Origin of the sequence: Brevibacillus choshinensis, from assembly GCF_016811915.1 — a bacterium.
GTDB classification, from domain to species: domain Bacteria; phylum Bacillota; class Bacilli; order Brevibacillales; family Brevibacillaceae; genus Brevibacillus; species Brevibacillus choshinensis_A.
Genome location: NZ_CP069127.1, coordinates 3,818,134 through 3,837,050 on the forward strand (window position 1 = coordinate 3,818,134; position 18,917 = coordinate 3,837,050).

General features: G+C 53.0%; 15 protein-coding genes. 1 reads left to right on the forward strand and 14 read right to left on the reverse strand.

Annotated features, from left to right (window positions below):
• Positions 1 to 15 precede the first annotated feature (15 nt).
• From lspA to JNE38_RS19255, 10 genes are all read right to left on the reverse strand, one after another.
• On the reverse strand, positions 16 to 501 hold the full coding sequence (gene lspA, locus JNE38_RS19210) for a signal peptidase II (protein WP_203357646.1): 486 nt from the start codon (positions 499 to 501) through the stop codon (positions 16 to 18).
• A gap of 32 nt (positions 502 to 533) precedes the next feature.
• Complete coding sequence (locus JNE38_RS19215; protein WP_203255223.1) at positions 534 to 1,175, reverse strand: serine/threonine protein kinase; 642 nt, start codon at positions 1,173 to 1,175, stop codon at positions 534 to 536.
• A 106-nt stretch (positions 1,176 to 1,281) separates the two neighbouring features.
• Entirely contained in the window at positions 1,282 to 2,706 is a 1,425-nt protein-coding gene (locus tag JNE38_RS19220) for a phosphoglucomutase/phosphomannomutase family protein (protein WP_203255224.1), read from the reverse strand.
• Between the two features lie 19 nt (positions 2,707 to 2,725).
• Positions 2,726 to 4,687, reverse strand: coding sequence for a glycoside hydrolase family 15 protein (locus JNE38_RS19225; RefSeq protein ID WP_203255225.1), 1,962 nt, complete (start codon positions 4,685 to 4,687; stop codon positions 2,726 to 2,728).
• A gap of 13 nt (positions 4,688 to 4,700) precedes the next feature.
• Complete coding sequence (locus tag JNE38_RS19230) at positions 4,701 to 7,076, reverse strand: sugar phosphate nucleotidyltransferase (protein WP_203255226.1); 2,376 nt, start codon at positions 7,074 to 7,076, stop codon at positions 4,701 to 4,703.
• Between the two features lie 28 nt (positions 7,077 to 7,104).
• Positions 7,105 to 9,954 carry a 1,4-alpha-glucan branching protein domain-containing protein gene (locus tag JNE38_RS19235; protein WP_203255227.1) on the reverse strand — a complete coding sequence of 950 codons (2,850 nt, stop codon included), beginning with the start codon at positions 9,952 to 9,954 and terminating at the stop codon, positions 7,105 to 7,107.
• 15 nt (positions 9,955 to 9,969) lie between these two features.
• On the reverse strand, positions 9,970 to 10,614 hold the full coding sequence (locus JNE38_RS19240; RefSeq protein ID WP_203255228.1) for a DUF4912 domain-containing protein: 645 nt from the start codon (positions 10,612 to 10,614) through the stop codon (positions 9,970 to 9,972).
• Between the two features lie 400 nt (positions 10,615 to 11,014).
• Positions 11,015 to 12,607, reverse strand: a complete 1,593-nt coding sequence (locus JNE38_RS19245; RefSeq protein WP_203255229.1) for a long-chain-fatty-acid--CoA ligase — start codon at positions 12,605 to 12,607, stop codon at positions 11,015 to 11,017.
• 89 nt (positions 12,608 to 12,696) lie between these two features.
• On the reverse strand, positions 12,697 to 14,136 hold the full coding sequence (locus JNE38_RS19250; RefSeq protein ID WP_203255230.1) for an MFS transporter: 1,440 nt from the start codon (positions 14,134 to 14,136) through the stop codon (positions 12,697 to 12,699).
• A 163-nt stretch (positions 14,137 to 14,299) separates the two neighbouring features.
• Entirely contained in the window at positions 14,300 to 14,890 is a 591-nt protein-coding gene (locus JNE38_RS19255) for a TetR/AcrR family transcriptional regulator (protein WP_203255231.1), read from the reverse strand.
• A 195-nt stretch (positions 14,891 to 15,085) separates the two neighbouring features.
• On the opposite strand from JNE38_RS19255, the gene JNE38_RS19260 reads away from it, so the two are divergent.
• Positions 15,086 to 16,222 (forward strand): serine hydrolase domain-containing protein, encoded by a 1,137-nt coding sequence (locus JNE38_RS19260; protein WP_238933377.1) that lies wholly within the window; start codon positions 15,086 to 15,088, stop codon positions 16,220 to 16,222.
• Between the two features lie 57 nt (positions 16,223 to 16,279).
• Here the strand turns inward: JNE38_RS19260 and JNE38_RS19265 are convergent, their stop codons facing one another.
• The 4 genes from JNE38_RS19265 to JNE38_RS19280 form a co-directional block, all read right to left on the reverse strand.
• A complete protein-coding gene (locus tag JNE38_RS19265; protein WP_203255232.1) occupies positions 16,280 to 17,065 on the reverse strand; it encodes a DUF4247 domain-containing protein in 786 nt (261 codons plus the stop codon).
• A 12-nt stretch (positions 17,066 to 17,077) separates the two neighbouring features.
• Positions 17,078 to 17,584 carry a DUF4178 domain-containing protein gene (locus tag JNE38_RS19270; RefSeq protein ID WP_203255233.1) on the reverse strand — a complete coding sequence of 169 codons (507 nt, stop codon included), beginning with the start codon at positions 17,582 to 17,584 and terminating at the stop codon, positions 17,078 to 17,080.
• A gap of 23 nt (positions 17,585 to 17,607) precedes the next feature.
• Complete coding sequence (locus JNE38_RS19275) at positions 17,608 to 18,012, reverse strand: DUF350 domain-containing protein (protein ID WP_203255234.1); 405 nt, start codon at positions 18,010 to 18,012, stop codon at positions 17,608 to 17,610.
• Positions 18,013 to 18,109: 97 nt separating this feature from the next.
• Positions 18,110 to 18,775, reverse strand: a complete 666-nt coding sequence (locus tag JNE38_RS19280) for a PspA/IM30 family protein (protein ID WP_203255235.1) — start codon at positions 18,773 to 18,775, stop codon at positions 18,110 to 18,112.
• Positions 18,776 to 18,917: the final 142 nt, after the last annotated feature.

Genomic DNA, 18,917 nt, shown 5'->3' on the forward strand with positions numbered 1-18,917 from the left:
AAATGCGTCAATCCATTACCGCGCTTTCTTCTTTCCTTCGAGCAGGACATCGAGCAAGAGCAGCGCCACACCAATGGTAATGGCCATGTCAGCTACGTTGAAAATCGGGAAGTTGATCAGCGTAAAGTCCAGAAAATCTACGACCTGCCCTGTTGTCGCGCGGTCGATGAAATTGCCGACTGCGCCGCCCAGGACCAGCGACAGAGCGAGCGATACACGCGGCTGCTTTTTGCCGATCCGGATGAGGGAGTAAATGATCCCGATCACGACCGCAAGTGTGATTACGATAAACAACCAGCGTTGGTTTTGCAAAATCCCGAAAGCGGCGCCCATATTGCGATGGGACGTCAGATGAAATACGTCTGCAAGGAGAGGAATGGATTCTCCTCTTTCCATATGTTTGACAACCAGCGACTTGGTCCACTGATCAAGCGCGATAATGACTGCAGCAATGAGATAATACAATGGGATGTCCTCCTTCGTCTGTCTCGACCAGCCTATCAATGTCAAATGTACATTTTACCACAGCAGTGTTACTTGAACAAGCGCTTCCCTTTTTTATACCAGCGGTAGCCTTTTCGAATGGCGTCCAGCACCCAAAGCGGGAACTTCCACCCGCGATCTTTCAAAAACGGAAGGTAAATCCGGTAATACGCCTTGCGCAAATCTTTCCATTTACTGTCCGGAATATTTTTATAATAATCCGAGACGTCGATCAAATATCCCCGCCCTTGATCCATCAGCACGTTTTTTCCGTGAACATCATGGGGGAACAGCCCCTTTTTCCTCGCCTCTTTCAAAGCTTCCTCTACATCCTCGATCACTTGCGGCAAGATGGGGATGCCATAGCGAATGCAATCGAACAAGGAAATGCCATTGATCCGTTTGAGTATCAGGTAACCTTCTTCCGCATGATAGCAGATCGGAAAGGACTGGGTCTCTCCCAGCTTGCGATACACCTCTACTTCTTGTTCCCAGCCTGGTCGGCCAGGTGCATACAGCTTGATCACGAGGCTCGGATAATCCGGATGGGCAAACACCGCGGCATAGTTTCCTGTGCCTACCAGCTCCCAGGGGTAGGGTGTATGCAAGACAACGACAGGATCATCAGGCGATTGGCTCTCGACCTTGACCTCCTGCAAAAAGCTTTGCAAAACGTGTTGATCAATACGCATAGGACCTCATCTCTTCATCAGCGACTTCTACTCTTCGATTCTAGCAAAACACCATTTTAAATAAAAGAAAGAACCTCGCAGTTTCGGCGGGTTCTCTTTGACAATCTTATACATTCACTTCCAAAAACCAGTCACGGATAGATTCTTTCAGCTTTTCGAGAGCTGTCGCGCTCGTCGCCTCGCAATAAATGCGCACGAGCGGCTCTGTGCCGGATGGCCGAATCAGCACCCAGTGTCCTTCGTCGAGCATCAGCTTGATCCCGTCTACGCGGTTGACTTCCCGCACTCGAAACGGTCCGACCTGCTTCGGCGGGAAAGACACCATCTCGTGAATCCAGCGGTCTTTTTCCGGCAGCTGGATATCCAGACGCGTGTGGAACAGCTCCCCAAACAAATCGTACACGTCCCGTAAAATCTGATCGATCCCTTTTTCCTCTACCGCGCACATCTCGGCCAGGAGCAGGTTGATCAAGACGCCGTCCTTTTCCGGAATATGCCCGAGAATGCTCGCACCCCCGCTCTCTTCGCCCCCGATCAGGACGTCACCCTGGAGCATTTGCTCGCCGATGTACTTGAAACCGACAGGCGTCTCAACCAGTTCAAGCCCATACGCCGCTGCCATTCGATCCAGCAGATGGGTCGTTGCAACGGTGCGCACGATCCTGCCCGACAGCTTGCGGTTTTTGACCAGATGGTAGGTAAGCAGTGCGAGTACATCGTTTGGCGGTACGTACTGCCCGAAGCGGTCCACGACCCCGAAGCGATCGGCATCGCCATCATTGGCGAGACCAAGCGATGCTCCTCGGCTCACGACTTCTTTTTTCAGCAGGGCGAGATGCTTGTCATTCGGCTCAGGCAGATCCCCACCGAAAGCGGCATCCACTGTTTCGCGAATGCCCACGTTTTTGACTCCTGCCTCCGAGAGCAGCCCGCTGACATACCCCATGCCTGCTCCATGCATGGCGTCTACGACGACTTCCAGAGAAGAGTTTCGCAGAACATCCGTGTTGACCAGTCTGCGCAAATGGGCCTCGTAATGCGGGCGCAGCACGATGATCTGCAGCATTTTGCGGGACTTGGCTTCCTCCAGCGTCATGGTCCGAACATCGCCCGTTTCCTGGATTCTGGCAATCCATTCTTCCAACCGTTTGGTAATGACTGGCGTGGCGGGACCCGCGTAATGCGGAATGTATTTCATTCCATTGTATTCCGGCGGGTTATGACTGGCAGTGATCATCACGGCACCGCTAGCTGCAAAATGCTTGACACCAAAGGCAACAGCCGGGGTTGGCGCCGCTTCATTCACCAGGTAGGTACGGATTTGATTGGCGGTCAAAACACGAACGACTTCCTCTGCGAACCTCCGCCCCAGGAATCGGGTATCGTGGCCGACGAGGATCGCTTGCTCCTGCAGCCCCATTTCTTTCGTGTACGAGGCAATCGCCTGTGCGACGACTCGAACGTTCTCCATCGTAAATTCGTCAGCCACGATTGCGCGCCAACCATCCGTGCCGAAACGGATCGCTCCCATTATCCTCTCTCCCCTCTCGTTACTGCAGCTCTTTCACCTTCTCCAAATAACGCAATACGGTAGCGACATACGTTGCATGTGACCAAGTCAGCGGAGCGACGGAAACAGGCGCTCCCGTGAAAGGATCGAGCTGCTCGGATAAGACACCGCTCTGCAGCGCGTGGCGGACGACCCAGGACAGCCTGCTCTTTGGCTCCTGCAGTTCGTCCAGCGACTTGGCTTTGGCTATCTCCCAATCTGCCACCCAGAGCGTGCAAATGATCCACGGGTTGCCTGGCACCCTGGCCGTATCATGCGATTTCTTGAAATAATAGTCTCCCTGGTAGCGTGCAAATCCACCGATCTCCGTGTCCACTCGCAAGCTTCTCTTCACAGCCTCCATCGTGCTGGTCACGCGAGGATCGTCCACGGGCAGAACGCCAAATGCAAAAATCGAGAACAAGCTGCTTTCCACCGTAAAATCTTTTTCCACATGACCGTCCTGGCGGATGTAGATTCCGCGCAAAAACCGGCCGATCTCGGGATCGTACAAATGGGAGAGCATCGCTTCCCGGATCCGCTCCGCCCCTTCGTCATAGCGCTTATAACGGCGGTCGTCCCCGAACAGCTGAGCAAACCTGGCAGCAGCCTTCAAACCGGCAAACACCGTCGCGCTCGTAAAGGTGAAGATGCCCCTGCGCTCCTCCCACAAGTCGTAGCTCGGTCGGGGAAGCTGATAGGCGGGCTCGATATACTGGAGTAAGAAGCGTGCAGCGGGACGCACGAGTGTCGGATACAGCGCCTGACAATCCTCGAGCTGCTTTCCGCTTTTGTATTGCTCCCACAGAGCGTGCAGGACCAGCGCCGTTTCATCCTCCTGAATCGGCAGCTGCATTTCTCCATCAACGATATACGGATGCCAGCTCGAACCGACCGAGCCATCCGGGTTGTACTTGTGCAGCAAATAGCCATCATCGTTTAAGGCATCCGCGCAAAAGTGGAAGAAGGGCGCAACGGTAGCGGTGTAGCCCGCCTTTGCCATGGCGCAAGCAATCAGCGCTCCATCGCGCGGCCACATATAGCTGTAATGATCCCGATTGAATTGGAGAATGTCAGAATCATTGGCCGCCAAGATCGCGCCGTTCTGGTCAATCTGGGTGCGCACCAGCAGCAGGCTGGTTTTGTAAAGTTCGACGACCTCGGGAGACAAATCGGCAAAATCCCGCTCTTCCTTGTTCACCCACCGCTGCCAATACACGCCCACTCGATTCAGCAGCCGCTGCGGGTCGCTTTCCAGAACATATTGATTCAACGACTTTACCGCATCGTAGGAATCGCCGATGCACAACCAGTACTCGAGGGATTTCTCCTCTTGCGGCCCCAGCATTAACCGAAAGGAAATGGTGCTGTCTACGGAGCCTTGGGCGATCGGATTGCCGGAGAGAATCCCGTCCTCCGCATCCCGCCACGTCCCTTCCGCATAATTGAATCGCTTGATTCCCACGCTGTACTGATCGATTCCACCTTCTGGCGTTCGGCCGTTGACCATGATGTAGACATTTCGCTTGTAATGATAGACCGCGTTCAGCATGGGATCGAAGACGGCCGTATCGCCTACCTCTGTCTCATTGATGCTGAGATCGTGATTGAAAAACACCCGCACTTCCCGATGTTCACTCGTGAGGTTGCGCACCCTGATTTGCTTCAGGTATATCGGGTCCCGCTGGTGAACACCATCTGCTATCCGCAGGGAGAGACCGAGCCCCTCATGCTGGGCATAGACGTCCGTCACCAGCGATTCTTTGCTGTAACCAAGGGTTCGTTTCCATCCTTCTTCATCCAGCCAGGAAAAGCGACCGGATGCCCATATCCCCAGCTTGCTGAAGTGCCCCCCCACATGATTGAGCTGCCCCACATAAGGATAGTAGAGATCGCGCATGTGAAGCCTGTCGTCAAAGTTGATCAGCAGTCTTCCATTTCCGACCACGAGCGGTCTCGGCATGCCTTCACGTCCTTTATTGGTATTCAGCGATGCGCTTCGCATAGGAGGAAGCGAGCGTCGCCGCAGTCTCAGCTGTCGCTCCTTGGGAAATGACCTTCACGTGAGAATCTTCCGTATCTGGCAGAATCAACACCCAGCCATTGGCATCGTACACCTTGATTCCGTCGACCAGCTCCAGCAGCTTTCCTTTGTTCTCCTCGAGCATTTTCCGCATCACTTTCCCCTTGGATCCCCACGGGCAAAAAACAATCTTCTTCTCCATATGGCAGGCAGGCAGAAGCGCCAGCAGAACACTGAGCGGCTTTTCTTCCTTGGCCAGGTAGGAAAGGAGGCGCAAGAGGCTGTACACTGCATCAAACATCGGGTGGAATCGCTCTTCGGACGCTACCTCCATCATCGCGCGCGGCGCTACCTTGGTCCGGACTACTTCCAGCTGCAGCAGCTGGGCGAGGTGCTCCAGCTCCATCGGTGCGCTGACGGGAAGACCGATTTTGTTGTGGATCCCACTGCAAGCCAGCAATTGAAGAGCCAGCACTTGTTCAGGTGAGAGTTTTTCTCCATGCTCGGAGAACAAAGCGAATTGCTCGCCATTTTTGTCCAGGCGAATGCCGAGATCTGCCCCATGCTTGCAGACCCCTTCCTGGATGGCTCCGTATTGAACGCTTACCCCCAACGAATGGAACAGGGGAGCCAAAAAAGCCGGCATGAAGCGAGGCTCGCATTCGATCAGCAGGCGGAAGCGCTGACGCTGGATGCTGGCCACATCGACCCGCTCCGTGAGGGCGCGCAAATACGCCTCCTGCACCTGATGCTCCACATGCAGCTCGCCCAGGTGATGCAAGGAGCGCACATACGTCTCCTGCCAATACGCATTTTCAATCTTTCTCTCCATATCCCGCGAAACGGGCAGCCCCTCGTGATCGACGAACTGGATGACGATCTCTTTTTCTTCTGCCGGCTCTGCCATGTAGACATGGATGCCTCCTACGCATTGCAGACTGCGCACCCCGTATCGCATCAATGGCGAATTCCCGATGCCAAAGTCGACCGTATCGATACCGGATGAGCACAGACTCGTCATGATGCTGTGCTTGAGCAGCTGGGCAAACGGGTGCGAGCACGCAGAGAGAGCAATCCGGCTGCCTGCCCGCAGCAGATAGGCATACGATGCTGCCAGCCGCGTGACAAATTCAGGTGTGACTTCCACATTTCCGATACCTTTGATCCCATTGGTACCAAACAGACTTTTCGACTGCTTGGTCCCGTAGATCAACGAAGTCGTAACGGTTGCACTCTCGCCGATTTCCTTGTCCGGCCAGATCTTCACGCCCGCTTTTACCACTGACTTCGAGGAGAGCCTGCAATTGTCACCGATGACGGCTCCCTCCCCCAGCAAGACGGATTCGCCGACCTGGACATTTCGGCAGAGAGTCGTCCCAGCGATTTCGGTCTTTTTGCCCACCATCGTATTTTCCCAGACGATGGCTTGGGAGAGCTTGGTGCCTGAGGATACGACTGTGTTGGAGCCGAGAATCGAGTAGGCACCGACGGCGACTCCAGCCTGAAGATGCACGTTTTCCCCGATGTATACCGGCCCTTCCAGCCGCACGGAAGAGTCAATGCGCACATGGCTTTCCAGGAAGATGCGCGGCGCGATCTCCTGTGCTTTGATCTGTAATTGAACTTTGCCGTCCAGCAAATCGAATTGTGCCTGGCGATAGATTTCCAGCGATCCGATGTCAGACCAATATCCCTCGGCTGCATAACCGTACATCGGTTTGCCTTCACCGAGGAAGTACGGGAACACTTCTTTACTGAAATCTACCTCGCGATCATTATCTATATAAGAGAGCACTTCCGGCTCGAACACGTACATCCCCGTGTTGACCATGTCGCTGAATACCTCAGCCCAAGTCGGCTTTTCCAAAAAACGATTGATGAGTCCGTTTTCGTCCGTCATCACGACGCCGAATTCAAGCGGTGTCTCTACTTGAGTCAAAATCAGCGTCGCAAGAGCCTCTTTTTCTTCGTGAAAGCGTACGGCTGCGGACAGGTCGATGTCCGTCAACGTGTCCCCACTGATGACGATAAACCGTTCATCGAGGAAGTCTGCGCAATTCTTCACACTTCCTGCCGTTCCCAGAGGAGTCGTTTCCTCAAAATAGACGAGAGACACGCCATACCGCGAGCCATCCCCGAATTCATTGCGAATGGCTTCCGGCAAATACTGCAAGGTCACGGCAATTTCCGTGATGCCATGCTTTTTCAGAAGATCGATGGTGTACTCCATGCAAGGCCGGTTCAGCAAAGGCACCATTGGTTTTGGAGTGTGGGAAGTCAAAGGTCGCAGACGGGTTCCCTTACCGCCAGCCATGATCACTGCCTTCATCAATACTTCCTCCCTCTGGGGTGTTTTTTCATGTGGCAGCCCACATCGTAGCGGTATTCAGCAAACGATAGTCTTCAGCCGTCTGCCGGGCAAGATGAGCCCAGTCATAACGTTGACGTACATCCTCCAGTGCCTGCTGTGCCAGCTGCTGTCGGATCATCGGATTTTGAAGCAGCCAACGCAATTGATTGACCAATGATTCCACATCACCGGTATACATCATCGCTCCGTTCTCCCCATGTCTGACGATTTCGCGAAGCCCGCCCGTGTCCGCGACCAAAAGCGGCGTTCCGTGCGCCATCGCTTCCAGAGCAACGATCCCGAACGGCTCATACAGACTCGGAAAAACGGCTACATCGGCAAGGCGAAACAGCTCATTGCGTTTTTCATCCTCGACAAATCCGAGGAAGCGTACCTGATCAGCTATCCACAGGCGCCCTGCCAAGTCTTTCAGCTCATCCGCCTCTGGCCCCTTTCCTGCCACAACCAACCGCAGATCAGGAAACTCCCTGCCAAGACGGGACACCGCCTCCAGCAACAAATGCACCCCTTTTTCCCGCACGAGTCTTCCGACAAAAAAAAGAATTGGGCCATCTCCCAAGGAGAGTTCCTGACGAAGGTCCGCACGCGGCCCGCTCGAACCCTCTGGCACTTCGACTCCATTGAAAATCACGCTGACTTTTTCACGCGGAATCCCGAACAATCGAACGACTTCCTCCCCCATGTAATGACTGCACACAATTACCCGGTCGGAGGCGGCTGTCAGCATGCGCTCGCTATCGTGAATCCTTTGCTGCAGCGGCGTATGAATGCCTTGATTTCGACCGTGCTCGAGCGCATGGATCGTCGTAATCAACGGGATGGACATTCGCTCCTTGATCTCCATAGCGGCCCATCCAACGAGCCAGTCATGGGCGTGAATGATGTCTACCTGCATGCCGTTTCGCCGCAAGTCTTCCACTGCATCCACCATCGCGAGGTTCAGTTGAAATACCCATTGGAAAAAGTCTCCTTGCCCCATCCGGGCATAGCTGCTCAACCGATGCACATGAATCCCGTCGATGAGCTCTTGTCTCGCTGGTGAGTCACCTGCTCCTGTGAGGACATGCACTTCCTTCCCTTGCGAGGCGAGCTGTCGCGCCAATTCATACACGGCTCGACCCAGTCCGCCGACGACATGAGGAGGGAATTCCCAGCTGAGCATCAGGACTCTGGGCTGTGAATGCTCGGATTTGCTTGCCGCAACGAGTTGATGCGCTACGTTCACTCTATGCGAACGAAATGGCAAATAGTACGACTCATCCATGGCAGGGAATAGCGGGTAAGCAGTCTCCATTTCTTGCACGCGCGACAGGTCGATCTGACCCGTCTCGATCATGGCCAGGAGTTCACGGAAGCGCACCAAGTGATCATGAAATCTGCGCACTGCATATTCCACGACCGTCTGACCATCCAGGATGAAGGCCCAATCACTGCTCTGCGCCAGCATCAGCTCACGTGCTGCCTGCTTCAGGCACCGGCTGACCGACTCGTCCTTGCCGGGCTCTTGCCCTTTTGCCAGCTCGCTATGCTGGACGGCCTCGATCAGCTCTCGTTCGGCCTGATGCAGATGCCGGTACATCCAGCCGTTATTCTCGTTTAGCCAAACTTCCCCGTAGCCATTTCTTCCCCACGTGGACATCGGCAGACGAGCCCGATCCTGAATCGGATACTGCGCCAAATATTCCGAGGGGGTGATCAATTCGACGCTCTTGGAATCGCACACGGTTTTCCGCATCAAATAATCCAGGAACTGCGGCCCCTCGTACCACCAGTGTCCGAAGAGCTCGGCATCATAGGTAGCGACTACAAGCGGCTTGCGATCCAGCCAGCCTGAGGCTTCCTCGATCTGCTTTTCCCTGTGGGAGAGAAAGTGACCCGCATGGGAAGCTGCTTTTTCCTTTGCCCACTCCGGTACATACCAGTCTTTCTGTCCCTCTTTTCCCGTGATTCGGTAATACTTCAATCCCGTATTGACGCGAATGCCCTCCGGATGAATATAAGGCGCAATGTAGTCCATTTCACGGTCAAAGCCAATGTCTCGATAGTATTCACGATAATCGTAATCGCCTGGATATCCGTCGAATGAGCTCCACACCTGCCTGGAAGCTTGATCATCCCGCGCAAAAGCAGCTACATCATGCGGCGTATGCAGCGGGGCATACATGCCGCGCATGGACGTGGGTGTCGCGTGCTGGATCGTATGGCTGTCGACGAAGAAGTAATCAATCCCCGCCTCTTTCAGCAAACGATCCAGTCCTGGCGTATACCCGCACTCGGGAAGCCAGATCCCTTTTGGGCGAGACCCGAGGATGCGCTCATGTGTATCGATACCGACCTGCAGCTGGGCGCGAATGGCCTCTTCTGTCTCCACGAATGGGAGAAACGAATGCGTGGCTGCGCACGTAATCAGCTCGACGCATCCACTCTCCTGCACCCGTTTCAAGCCGGAGATGAGCTGAAAGTCGTGCTTGCGGCAGTATGTAGCGATGGCCCGGAAGCGCTCGAGATACATCTTCGCGACACGATGCTCCCGCGGTTCCAGCACCGTCCGCTTCACCTCTTTTCCAGCCAGCTCGACTGTCTTTGCGAGATGTTTCTGAAAACGGGACAAAATGAGTTCATCTTCCAGCATGGATAACAACGTTGGGGAAACAGCAAGGGTCATGCGAAATGCAATGCCATCTGAAAGAAGCTTGTCGAAGACCATAAGCAGGGGAAGATAGGATTCCAGCATAGCCTCGTAAACCCAACGCTCTTCAAGACAATCGTCCCGATCCCCGTGCCGCACGTAAGGCAGATGGGCGTGGAGCACGAGAGAGAGGTAACCGTTCTGCACCAAATGACACCTCACTTATTGATTCGTTTTCGAGTAGAGGGAATACGAGGAAAAATTCTCAAACCACGCGGGGGTCGCCGGATCTTTGGCAGGCTCGATCAGTGGCTCTCCCCATGCGGCCTTTGTATTTCGCGGTGTTTCCACCGGTTCTGAACGAAGAATCGGACAAAATCTTCCTTGCTCAAACAGACCAAAATCAACCAAATACGTGCGTCCAGGTTGAATGTCCCGTACATACCAGCTGCTCGCATCTTCGTTCACGAACACATCCTGTACGCGATGCGCATTGTGACCGTCAAAGATCCGATCCGTCACATCGTAAATCCGTAGTCCCTTCTGAATATGCCGGTAATCCGATTGCAGATAGGAGGCTACCATCCTCATGCGCGGCCACGTGATTTCCCAGTACACAAACAGGACAGTCGGCCCCTGTGCCATGACCTTCAGCAGATCGCGTCCATAAAACGCTGGCAGCCGCCAATCGCTCTCCTGTCGCCTTTTTGGCTGTTGCAGGGCGGAGGTGTGGTCATGGTCATTTGCCACCCGGGCTCTGTCCTTTTGCAGCTGGTACTTGACCTGACCGATGGTTAACCCGCACTCTTTTGCGATTTGTGCGATGGACTTCGATTGCGACCGTAGTTCGAGTATTTTTTCCAGCATTGTTGAACGCTCCTTCCCGACATGTTCCCGCTTTCTTTTGACAGCGGGTAATTCATTTTTGAATCAACACAATGACATCATAGCCAATGCCTAGAACAAAGACTGTCGAATGCTGGATGCACTTCCCTTCTTCTTTTGTCGATAAAGTATCATGTTTTCGTCATTGAAAAACAATTCTCGAGGCCATACGAATGGAAATCGCTTTCACAAGTCGAACAACCGTCTATTTTTCATCTTACAAACGTGGCCTGAATGAAATTCATTCCTTTATGAAATACACGTCGCCCATTTTCAAAAGCTGGATGAATGCAAGCGCTATCCTGATTCGAGCGACAAAAAGCCGATGCCCGTTTGTCCGGCATCGGCTCGTTCACCCTACTTCCTGTTTCCAGCATTTTTCTCAATTCACCATTCTGCCCTTTTCCTCCCAAAATGGCTGTCGCAGCTCTACCTTGCGTATCTTGCCGGACGCCGTTTTGGGCAGCTCGCTCACAAAGGTAAAGCCTTTCGGGCACTTGAATGCAGCCATTTTTCCCCGGCAAAAGCTCTCCAGCACAGCTTCCGTCAGTTCAGCTCCGGGACGGGGGACTACAATGGCGTGCGGTACCTCGCCCCACTTTTCATGTGGAACCGAAATGACGGCGGCCTCCAGGACTTCAGGGTGCTCATACAAAAGTCCCTCTACTTCAATCGAGGAAATATTTTCTCCACCGCTGATGATGATATCCTTCTTGCGGTCGACGATGTCGATGTACCCTTCGGCATCGATTGTCGCCATATCTCCTGTATGGTACCAGCCATTCACGATTGCGGCTGCGGTCGCTTCAGGCTGCTTCCAGTACCCTTCCATGACCATGTTGCCGCGCGCGATGACTTCCCCGATGCTATGGCCGTCCTTCGGCACATCGTTGTCTTCATCATCGACGACGCGTATTTCCACATTGTGCATGGGAATGCCCGCCTTCGCCTTCAAGCGGAATCTGCCCTCCTCGCTCTCCTGTGCCAAATGATGCTTGATCGGGGATACCGTAATCAGCGGGGCACATTCCGTCATCCCGTACACCTGCAAAAACTCCCAGCCTAATTGCTGTTCCACCGTCCGGACAAACGCTGTCGGCGGCGCAGATCCGGCGATGACCACACGCATCGGCCCTGTCGTTTTCTCCTCCCGAAACCGCGGCTCATTGATCAGCATATTCAGCACCGTCGGGGCCATGCAGGCTACCGTGACTCCTTCCCTCTGCATCAAGGAATGAATCAGCGCAGGATCAATCTTGCGCAGCATGATGTGCTTGGCTCCCACTCCCGTAAAGGAAAACGGTGTTCCCCAACCATTCACATGAAAAATCGGAAGCGTATGCAGCAGGACGTCACTGTCGGCAGCCCGCAGATGGAACATCGTATTTTGCATGTTGAAATACAGTGTCCGGTGCGAGTGCATGACTCCTTTCGGCTTGCCTGTCGTACCGCTCGTGTAGAGGATGGTGGCCAGATCCGTCTCTTCAATCTCATGAATGCACGGCTCCGTGCTCTCTTTGGCCAGTAAGTCCGGATAGGCAACCCAGCCTTCGCGCTCGCTCACCAGACCATCCACTGGCATAGAAACAAGCTGTGTCACCGTCGTGAAAGACGGAATGACCGACTCTACCAAAGGAATAAGTTCGTCGTCTGCAAAAAACAGCTTGGCTTCCGCGTGCTCGATGATATACAAATAGTCATGCGCCAGAAGTCTCGTATTTAACGGAACCACTACCGCCCCTAGCTGAAAGCAGGCGTAGAACAATTGCAGCATTGCGGCGGTATTCGGGGATAGGACGGCTACCCGATCGCCTTTCTCCACGCCCAATCTCTTCATGGCATGCGCCAATTGATGCACTTCATCCTGAAACTTTCGATACGTCCAGCGACGTTCACCTTCCACGATAGATTCTACGTCCGGATAAAGCAAAACGGCTCGACGCAAGGTATCATCCATCCGCAAAGCTACATGCATAGGTATCGTTCCCTTCAATTGGTACTTTACCCATAGACTAGCAAGTTGCCTGCATGCAGTCAATTTACTTTTCTGAATTCACAGATTATTCATCTGTCTGACGTCTCAAAAAATGGAGGCTGTGTGCTTGGCTTATTAGAGCCATTCCACGAGGATCGCATAGCCGATTCACCGCTCATTTTGACAAACCGGGTGCGGTAAAAAATGAGTAAAGCTGCCTGAATCAACGCCAGCACGAAAAAGATATTGCTGTACATGGCTCCGTCCACGTATCCATTCGCCAGATTTAGTTTGGCCACTCCCCCAAGATCCAATAGGCTGCTGTACACTGCGGATGCGACTGCGAACATGATGAAATTGGTCATCTGCAGGATCCCGATGCCGATCCCGACCTGCTCCTTTGGCAGCGTGGACGATATGGCATTCGACATGGCGATGACCATGCACATTTGACCGACATTCCCAAAGATCAAAAAGGCGGCAATGAACATCGGAGAAGCACCGATGAAGGTAGACAGCAAGGCGAAACTGAACAAGAGCAGCCCAGATGCAATCGTAAAGACGTACGCATTCCCTCGTCGGTCCGCCAGTTTTCCAGCCCTCCTCCCGAAAATAGCCTGGGCAGCAGCTGCCGGAACCATCGCCAGACCAACCCAGCCGGGTGAGAGGTGCTGAACTTGAGTGAGCAGCAAAGGGCAAAGAAAGCTGAGGGACGTCACGCTTCCGCTAATGAACAGCATCATGATGATCCCGAACGTATAGCTCTTGCTGCGAAACAGCCGAGGCTGGATGAAAGGGTTCTCCACCGTACGGATACATTTGATAAACACCCCTAGCGCGACCATTCCTGCCGCCAGCATCCAACCGCTACGATTCGTCAGACTGAGAACGAGCAGCACCACAGTCGCGCTGAGCATGCCTCCTCCCGTCCAGTCCACTTTTGCCGGACTGCTCGCTTCCTCTCCCAGATAGCGTCGATAGAGGGGCAGCAGTATCAAGACAAACAGCGGAATGCTGAACAAGTAGCGCCAGTGGGTGAAATGGAGAACAAGCGCTGAAATCACAGGCCCAAGCACTCCCCCCAGCGCAAGACCGACCATGGCGGTACCGATCGCTGCGCCTCTTCGTTCAGGTGACATGTAACGTACGGGAATCAGTCCAGCAGTGGCGGGGATGGCTGCAGCTCCCATAGCCTGCAAACATCTTCCCGCGAGCACCATCCAGAACGTTTGTGAAAAAATCCCCACCAGCGAACCTCCCGCAAACAGCAGCAGACCGAATGTCACCAGCGATTTGAGTTTGATGCTGTCTGCCAGCTTTCCGTAAATGACGGTCCCGATTGCGTAAATGACCATGTACAGGGAAGACACCCAGCTGGTTTGAGCCAGCGTGAGTCCAAATTGCTCCCGTATTGCCGGCAGAGCCAAATTGAACATCATGGCGCTCATCGAAGAAATCGTCATCGTAAACATCAGGACCAAGATCAGTTGTTGGCCATTCGCGTGGCTTCGTTCATTTGTCGTTGCCATCTTCAAACGCCCTCCTCAGACTAAATTATCAACTGCTATGGGAATTCTACCTTTCCTTGCTCATAAATAAAAATATATCTATTTGAATCTATCCATACATTCAAGTGTATGAGCGATACAGTTTTGACAGTCAGTACTGACTGTCTTCTGACAGATAAAAAAACTAGGGGGTTAGTGCCCTAGCAAAAATGCGCACGCTTTCTTCCAAAACCTCCTCCAGCGCAATGCCCGGAAAGTTTCCATCCGCTTCCAGATTGTTCATGAAGATCCCGAAATTCAGCATCAGAAATGAAAAAGCCTGAATCTGTGGGTTGGTCTTAAGCAGCTTTCCCTTGTCAGACATGACGGTGAAATAACTGGTCAGGATCTCCATCAGCTGCTGTGGATGCTTCTGTGTTCGGATGCGCAAGCCCGGCAGGTTCCCCTCTTCCTTGATGCTGATCATGATCATCTTCCGGTTTTTGTTCATGATGGCATGATACATCCGGCTGAGGAGGGTAAGGTCCGTTTCGAGATCCCAGACCAGCTTCTCATTGAACAGCTTTTGCATTTCTTCTGTGTAATGAAACCGGTCGAACGCTGATTCGAGTAGGTTTTGCTTGCTGCCAAAATGTCGAAACAGCGTCTTTTCGCTTAGTCCGGCAGCCGCAGCAATTTCCTGGGTAGTCACTCCGTTATATCCTCGATCCGAGATGAGATCGATTGCTGCCAGCAGGAGCCTGTCGCTGCTGCTTACCTTGTCGCTGCTGCTCATGATCTCCCTCCTTCTCTTGTACTTGACTGTCAGTACTTACTGACATTGATCGTACGCCAATCCCTTCCTTTTGTCAATTCCCATTTGAAAGAGCTTGTTTACTTTATGCATCCATTGATTCTGAATCGTTTTTTCCCTTTCCGCTCAGACCGGAACTTTTTATGATAGAGGTAATGAAGGAGGAGGATGATGTGCATGTGCATGTCAACGCAATCCCCACAAGTCCGGGTGCAGCAATGGCTGGATGAATGGTCGGCCAGCCATGATTACTGCGGCATTCAAGTGGCTGCCTACTTCCACGGAAAGCAAATCATCAACGCCTGCTCCGGGATGGCCGATCCCTTGACCCAAACCCCTGTCACAACCGACACCCTGTTTCTCGCGCAATCCTGTTCCAAAGGGGTGGCATCTACGGTCGTTCATCTGCTCGTGCAACAAGGCAAGCTCTCCTACGATGACAAAGTGGCAAAGTACTGGCCGGAATTTGCAGCAAATGGCAAAGAAAAGATTACGATACGGCAAGTGCTCTGCCATACTGCCGGGATTCCACTCATGCCTGATCATACCGACATGGATCTGATCTGCGACTGGGATGCAATGATTCGGGAAATGGAAGAGCTGTCACCAATCTGGGAGCCGGGAAGCAAGCCGGGCTATCACGGTCTCACGTATGGCTGGATACTGGGAGAGACGGCAGCCAGGGCAGATGGACGCCCTTTTCCCCGGATCGTCCAGGAAGAGCTCTGCAGGCCGTTGGGGATCGAAAACGAGCTTCATTTTGGTGCTCCGCCGGAAGCAGAATCGAGGATAGCAAAGATCAGCGGAGAAGAACTGCCGATCGCCCTTTTGCCGGATGATCATCTGATGAAAAAAGTGCTGCCTGTGCGCGTCGTACCGATTCGCAACCCGGAATGGAATGAGCCGCTCTTTCATCAAGCAGCTGTCCCCGCTGTCAATGGCCTGATGACTGCAAATGCCCTTGCCCGGATGTACGCATCGTTATTCGAGAATGGTGCAGACGGTGTAAGATTGCTGAGCCCCGTTCACCTGGAGGAGGCAACCCGCCTGCAAGTGGATCGAATCGATGAGATCATGCAGGTCAAGACGCGCCTCGCTCTCGGGTACGCCCTCGGCAGCGCTGAACTAGCCGATGCGTTTGGCGGACCGCATTCTTTCGGTTATGCCGGCATCGGGGGCATGATCGGTTTTGCTGATCCTGTCCATTCATTCTCTTTCGCCATCCTGACCAACCGCATGACTAGTGCACGCGACGCGGTGGCTGCCGATACATGGTTTGCCAGCCGGGTCAGACAGCTGCTCGAGCTTCGGTAATCCCAGGTGAAACAAAAAATAGACACCGCCTTGAGTGCGGTGTCTATTTTCTTTGCCTTATCTTCGTTTCGTAATTCGGCCAAATCCACCCGTCTTCGTGCGCGGGGGTGAATTGCTCTTTGGCGAGGAAAAGATCGAGGAGCGCTTCGGTGTCACTGAGCCGCTTGAGCTGGATGAACTGCTGCTGGAATTGCGAATGATCTTTCCTGAGCTGCTCCCTGCCGGCTCTACCTGCTTTTTAAAGATGCTGCCGTCAGAGCCCACTGAGCTGTCCGCATTTTTCGAGTTGCTGCCTCGTTTGACGATGCTGCCTTTGCCCGATGTCGTAATCGGCGGTGCCGCCTTCTTTTCTTCAGCGGTCGGCACATGATACGTTCCTGTCGGCTTGTAGATATCCTTGCTCGAGTAGCCGCGGTAGCTGCCCTTTTTATGACCATCGAACAAATCGTCCAGAACACTGGCCAGGATGTACCCTTGCAAAAACGAGGAATCGTAGTTATTGCGCACATATTCCTTGGAGTCTACTTCGATGAGTGAATCCGTCGGCTTTGCCGCATCCTGCTGGATATGGTAGATCTCATCCGGATAGATGAGAAACATGTGCTGATCGTCTTCCTTGGACATCTCATCCGGCTGGTTCTGATCCGCGAGCTCTTTCGCTACTACCGGCACTGTTTTGTTTTCTGCCCGATAGATCCGGGAGGTCTGGCCCCTATCCTTCGAAGAGACCGATTCCAGTGGGTAAGTCTCCCCTAGAGACGGACTTCCGCATCCTGCAAGCGTCAGCAGGAACAAGGCGGGAACCAGCAAGAGCTTAATCGATTGGAACCACTTGTATGGCATTCCCCATCCTCCTTACGTCCCGCGTAAGACCTGCACGTCCGCTGGAAGAACGGTCTCTCCCTCGTACAGCATGAACCGTCCATCCTGCCATTCAATCCGCAATAGCTGCCGCTGGTCGGATTGGAAATGCCAGATGTATTGCTCACCGGAAGCTTGGAAAGGTGTTTTTCCCAGAACGTTCACAACTCCTGAATACTGTTCTTCCAAATGGTACGCGATGTCTTCCATTTCGATGGTACTCGGCACTTCATCCACCGATTCCAAGCGACCGTCGATGGCACTGTACAGATGATAGACCGTCCGCTCCCGCTCTTCGATATAGAAGTAACGAATGGTGTTTCCGTCCTGAAGCGTGAGCATCGTTGCGTTGCGGCTGCGGTTCACAGCTTTTCCCATCACCTGATACGTTACGAGGGATACTTCGACAAAGTCGCCAGGTCCTACTGTCAGGATGCTTTTTTCCTTTGCGGGTGGTTCAGGTTTGGCAAATATATTTTGAATCCTTTTGAACAAACTCATGGGTGAACTCCTCCTGCCTTCCTCTACAGGCATGCAGCCAGAATCAGGGCGCCAACGATGTGGAAGGACCCTGCCAGTAATGCATGTGCGACTTTTCCTTGCTTGACCCCTTCCTCCAGATCGAATCCAGCCATGGAACGAAACACGATCTCCACGATTCTCTCCAGAATGAACAAAATGATAAATGATACCACGGATGCCAGCAAAGCCGTCCACAAATCATTGGAATTCAGAATCGATTGGGATAAGATGTACCCTTGAGCGAAGAGCTTCATCACAAAACGGGTGGTGACCGCCATATTCCCGTTCTTCATTTCGGTCATATCCTTGTACTTGGTAAACAAGGAATCGATCCACATCAGTACAAACAGCAAGATCGCTCCTGCTCCTGTCCATACCAGCATGGCTGCTACCTCTACCCATGTCACTTTTTCATTCCCCCTACCTGTCCGTACATTTCAACATTTTCATGCTTTTCACCCACATACTTGTGGGAGTAAAAAAGGGGAACCGCTTGATAGCGGTTTACCCCTCGTATTTTTTCATCAATGCAGCCAGTTCGTCCTCGACCTGCTGATCTTTCCCCAGCTTGGCGATTTCTTCGTCCAGCGATTTTTCCTTTTTGTAGACTTCGCCGCTCGCTTCCGCCTCTGCCTCGAGCTGGAGCGCTTTGTCTTCCATTCGTTTCAAGCCTGCCATAGCGGAGTTGGAGTCGAAACCGGCCATCGCTTGATTGATCGTTTTTTGAGCTTTCGCTGCGTTCACGCGGGCAACCAATGTCTCGCGTTTGTTTTTCAGCTCGGTCACCTGTTTTTTCATCTCGGCCAGCTTGTCGCGCAGTCCGTCTGCAGCCGCTTTGTTTTTCTCGAAAGCGTCCTTGTACTCGTTCATTTTTTGCTCAGCCGCTTTTTTCTCTTCCAAAGCGCGGCGTGCCAGGTCGATATTTTTCGCCTGTGCGGCTACGTGCGCTTGCTCTTCCCGCTTCTTCACCAATGCTTCCTGCTCTTCATACAGGACTTTGAATTTCTTTTCCAGAGCGATTTGGGCAGCGACTGCCTTTTCCGCTTCCTCCAGATCCTCTTGCATATCGCGCAGGTATTGGTCGGTCATTTTAATAGGATCCTCTGCCTTTTCGATGAGGGCATACAGATTGGACATCGTCAAATCACGCAGTCTTTTAAAAATGGACATGGATTTTCCTCCTTGAACACTTTGGCTGGAGGAGCGGCTAATTTCTGCAGCCGAACCTCTCTATACATGTATCTACGTTCATTAATCAAGTAAGTTTCAAAGTTATCATCCTGATTTTGAAAAAAACCTTGGAAGCGTACCC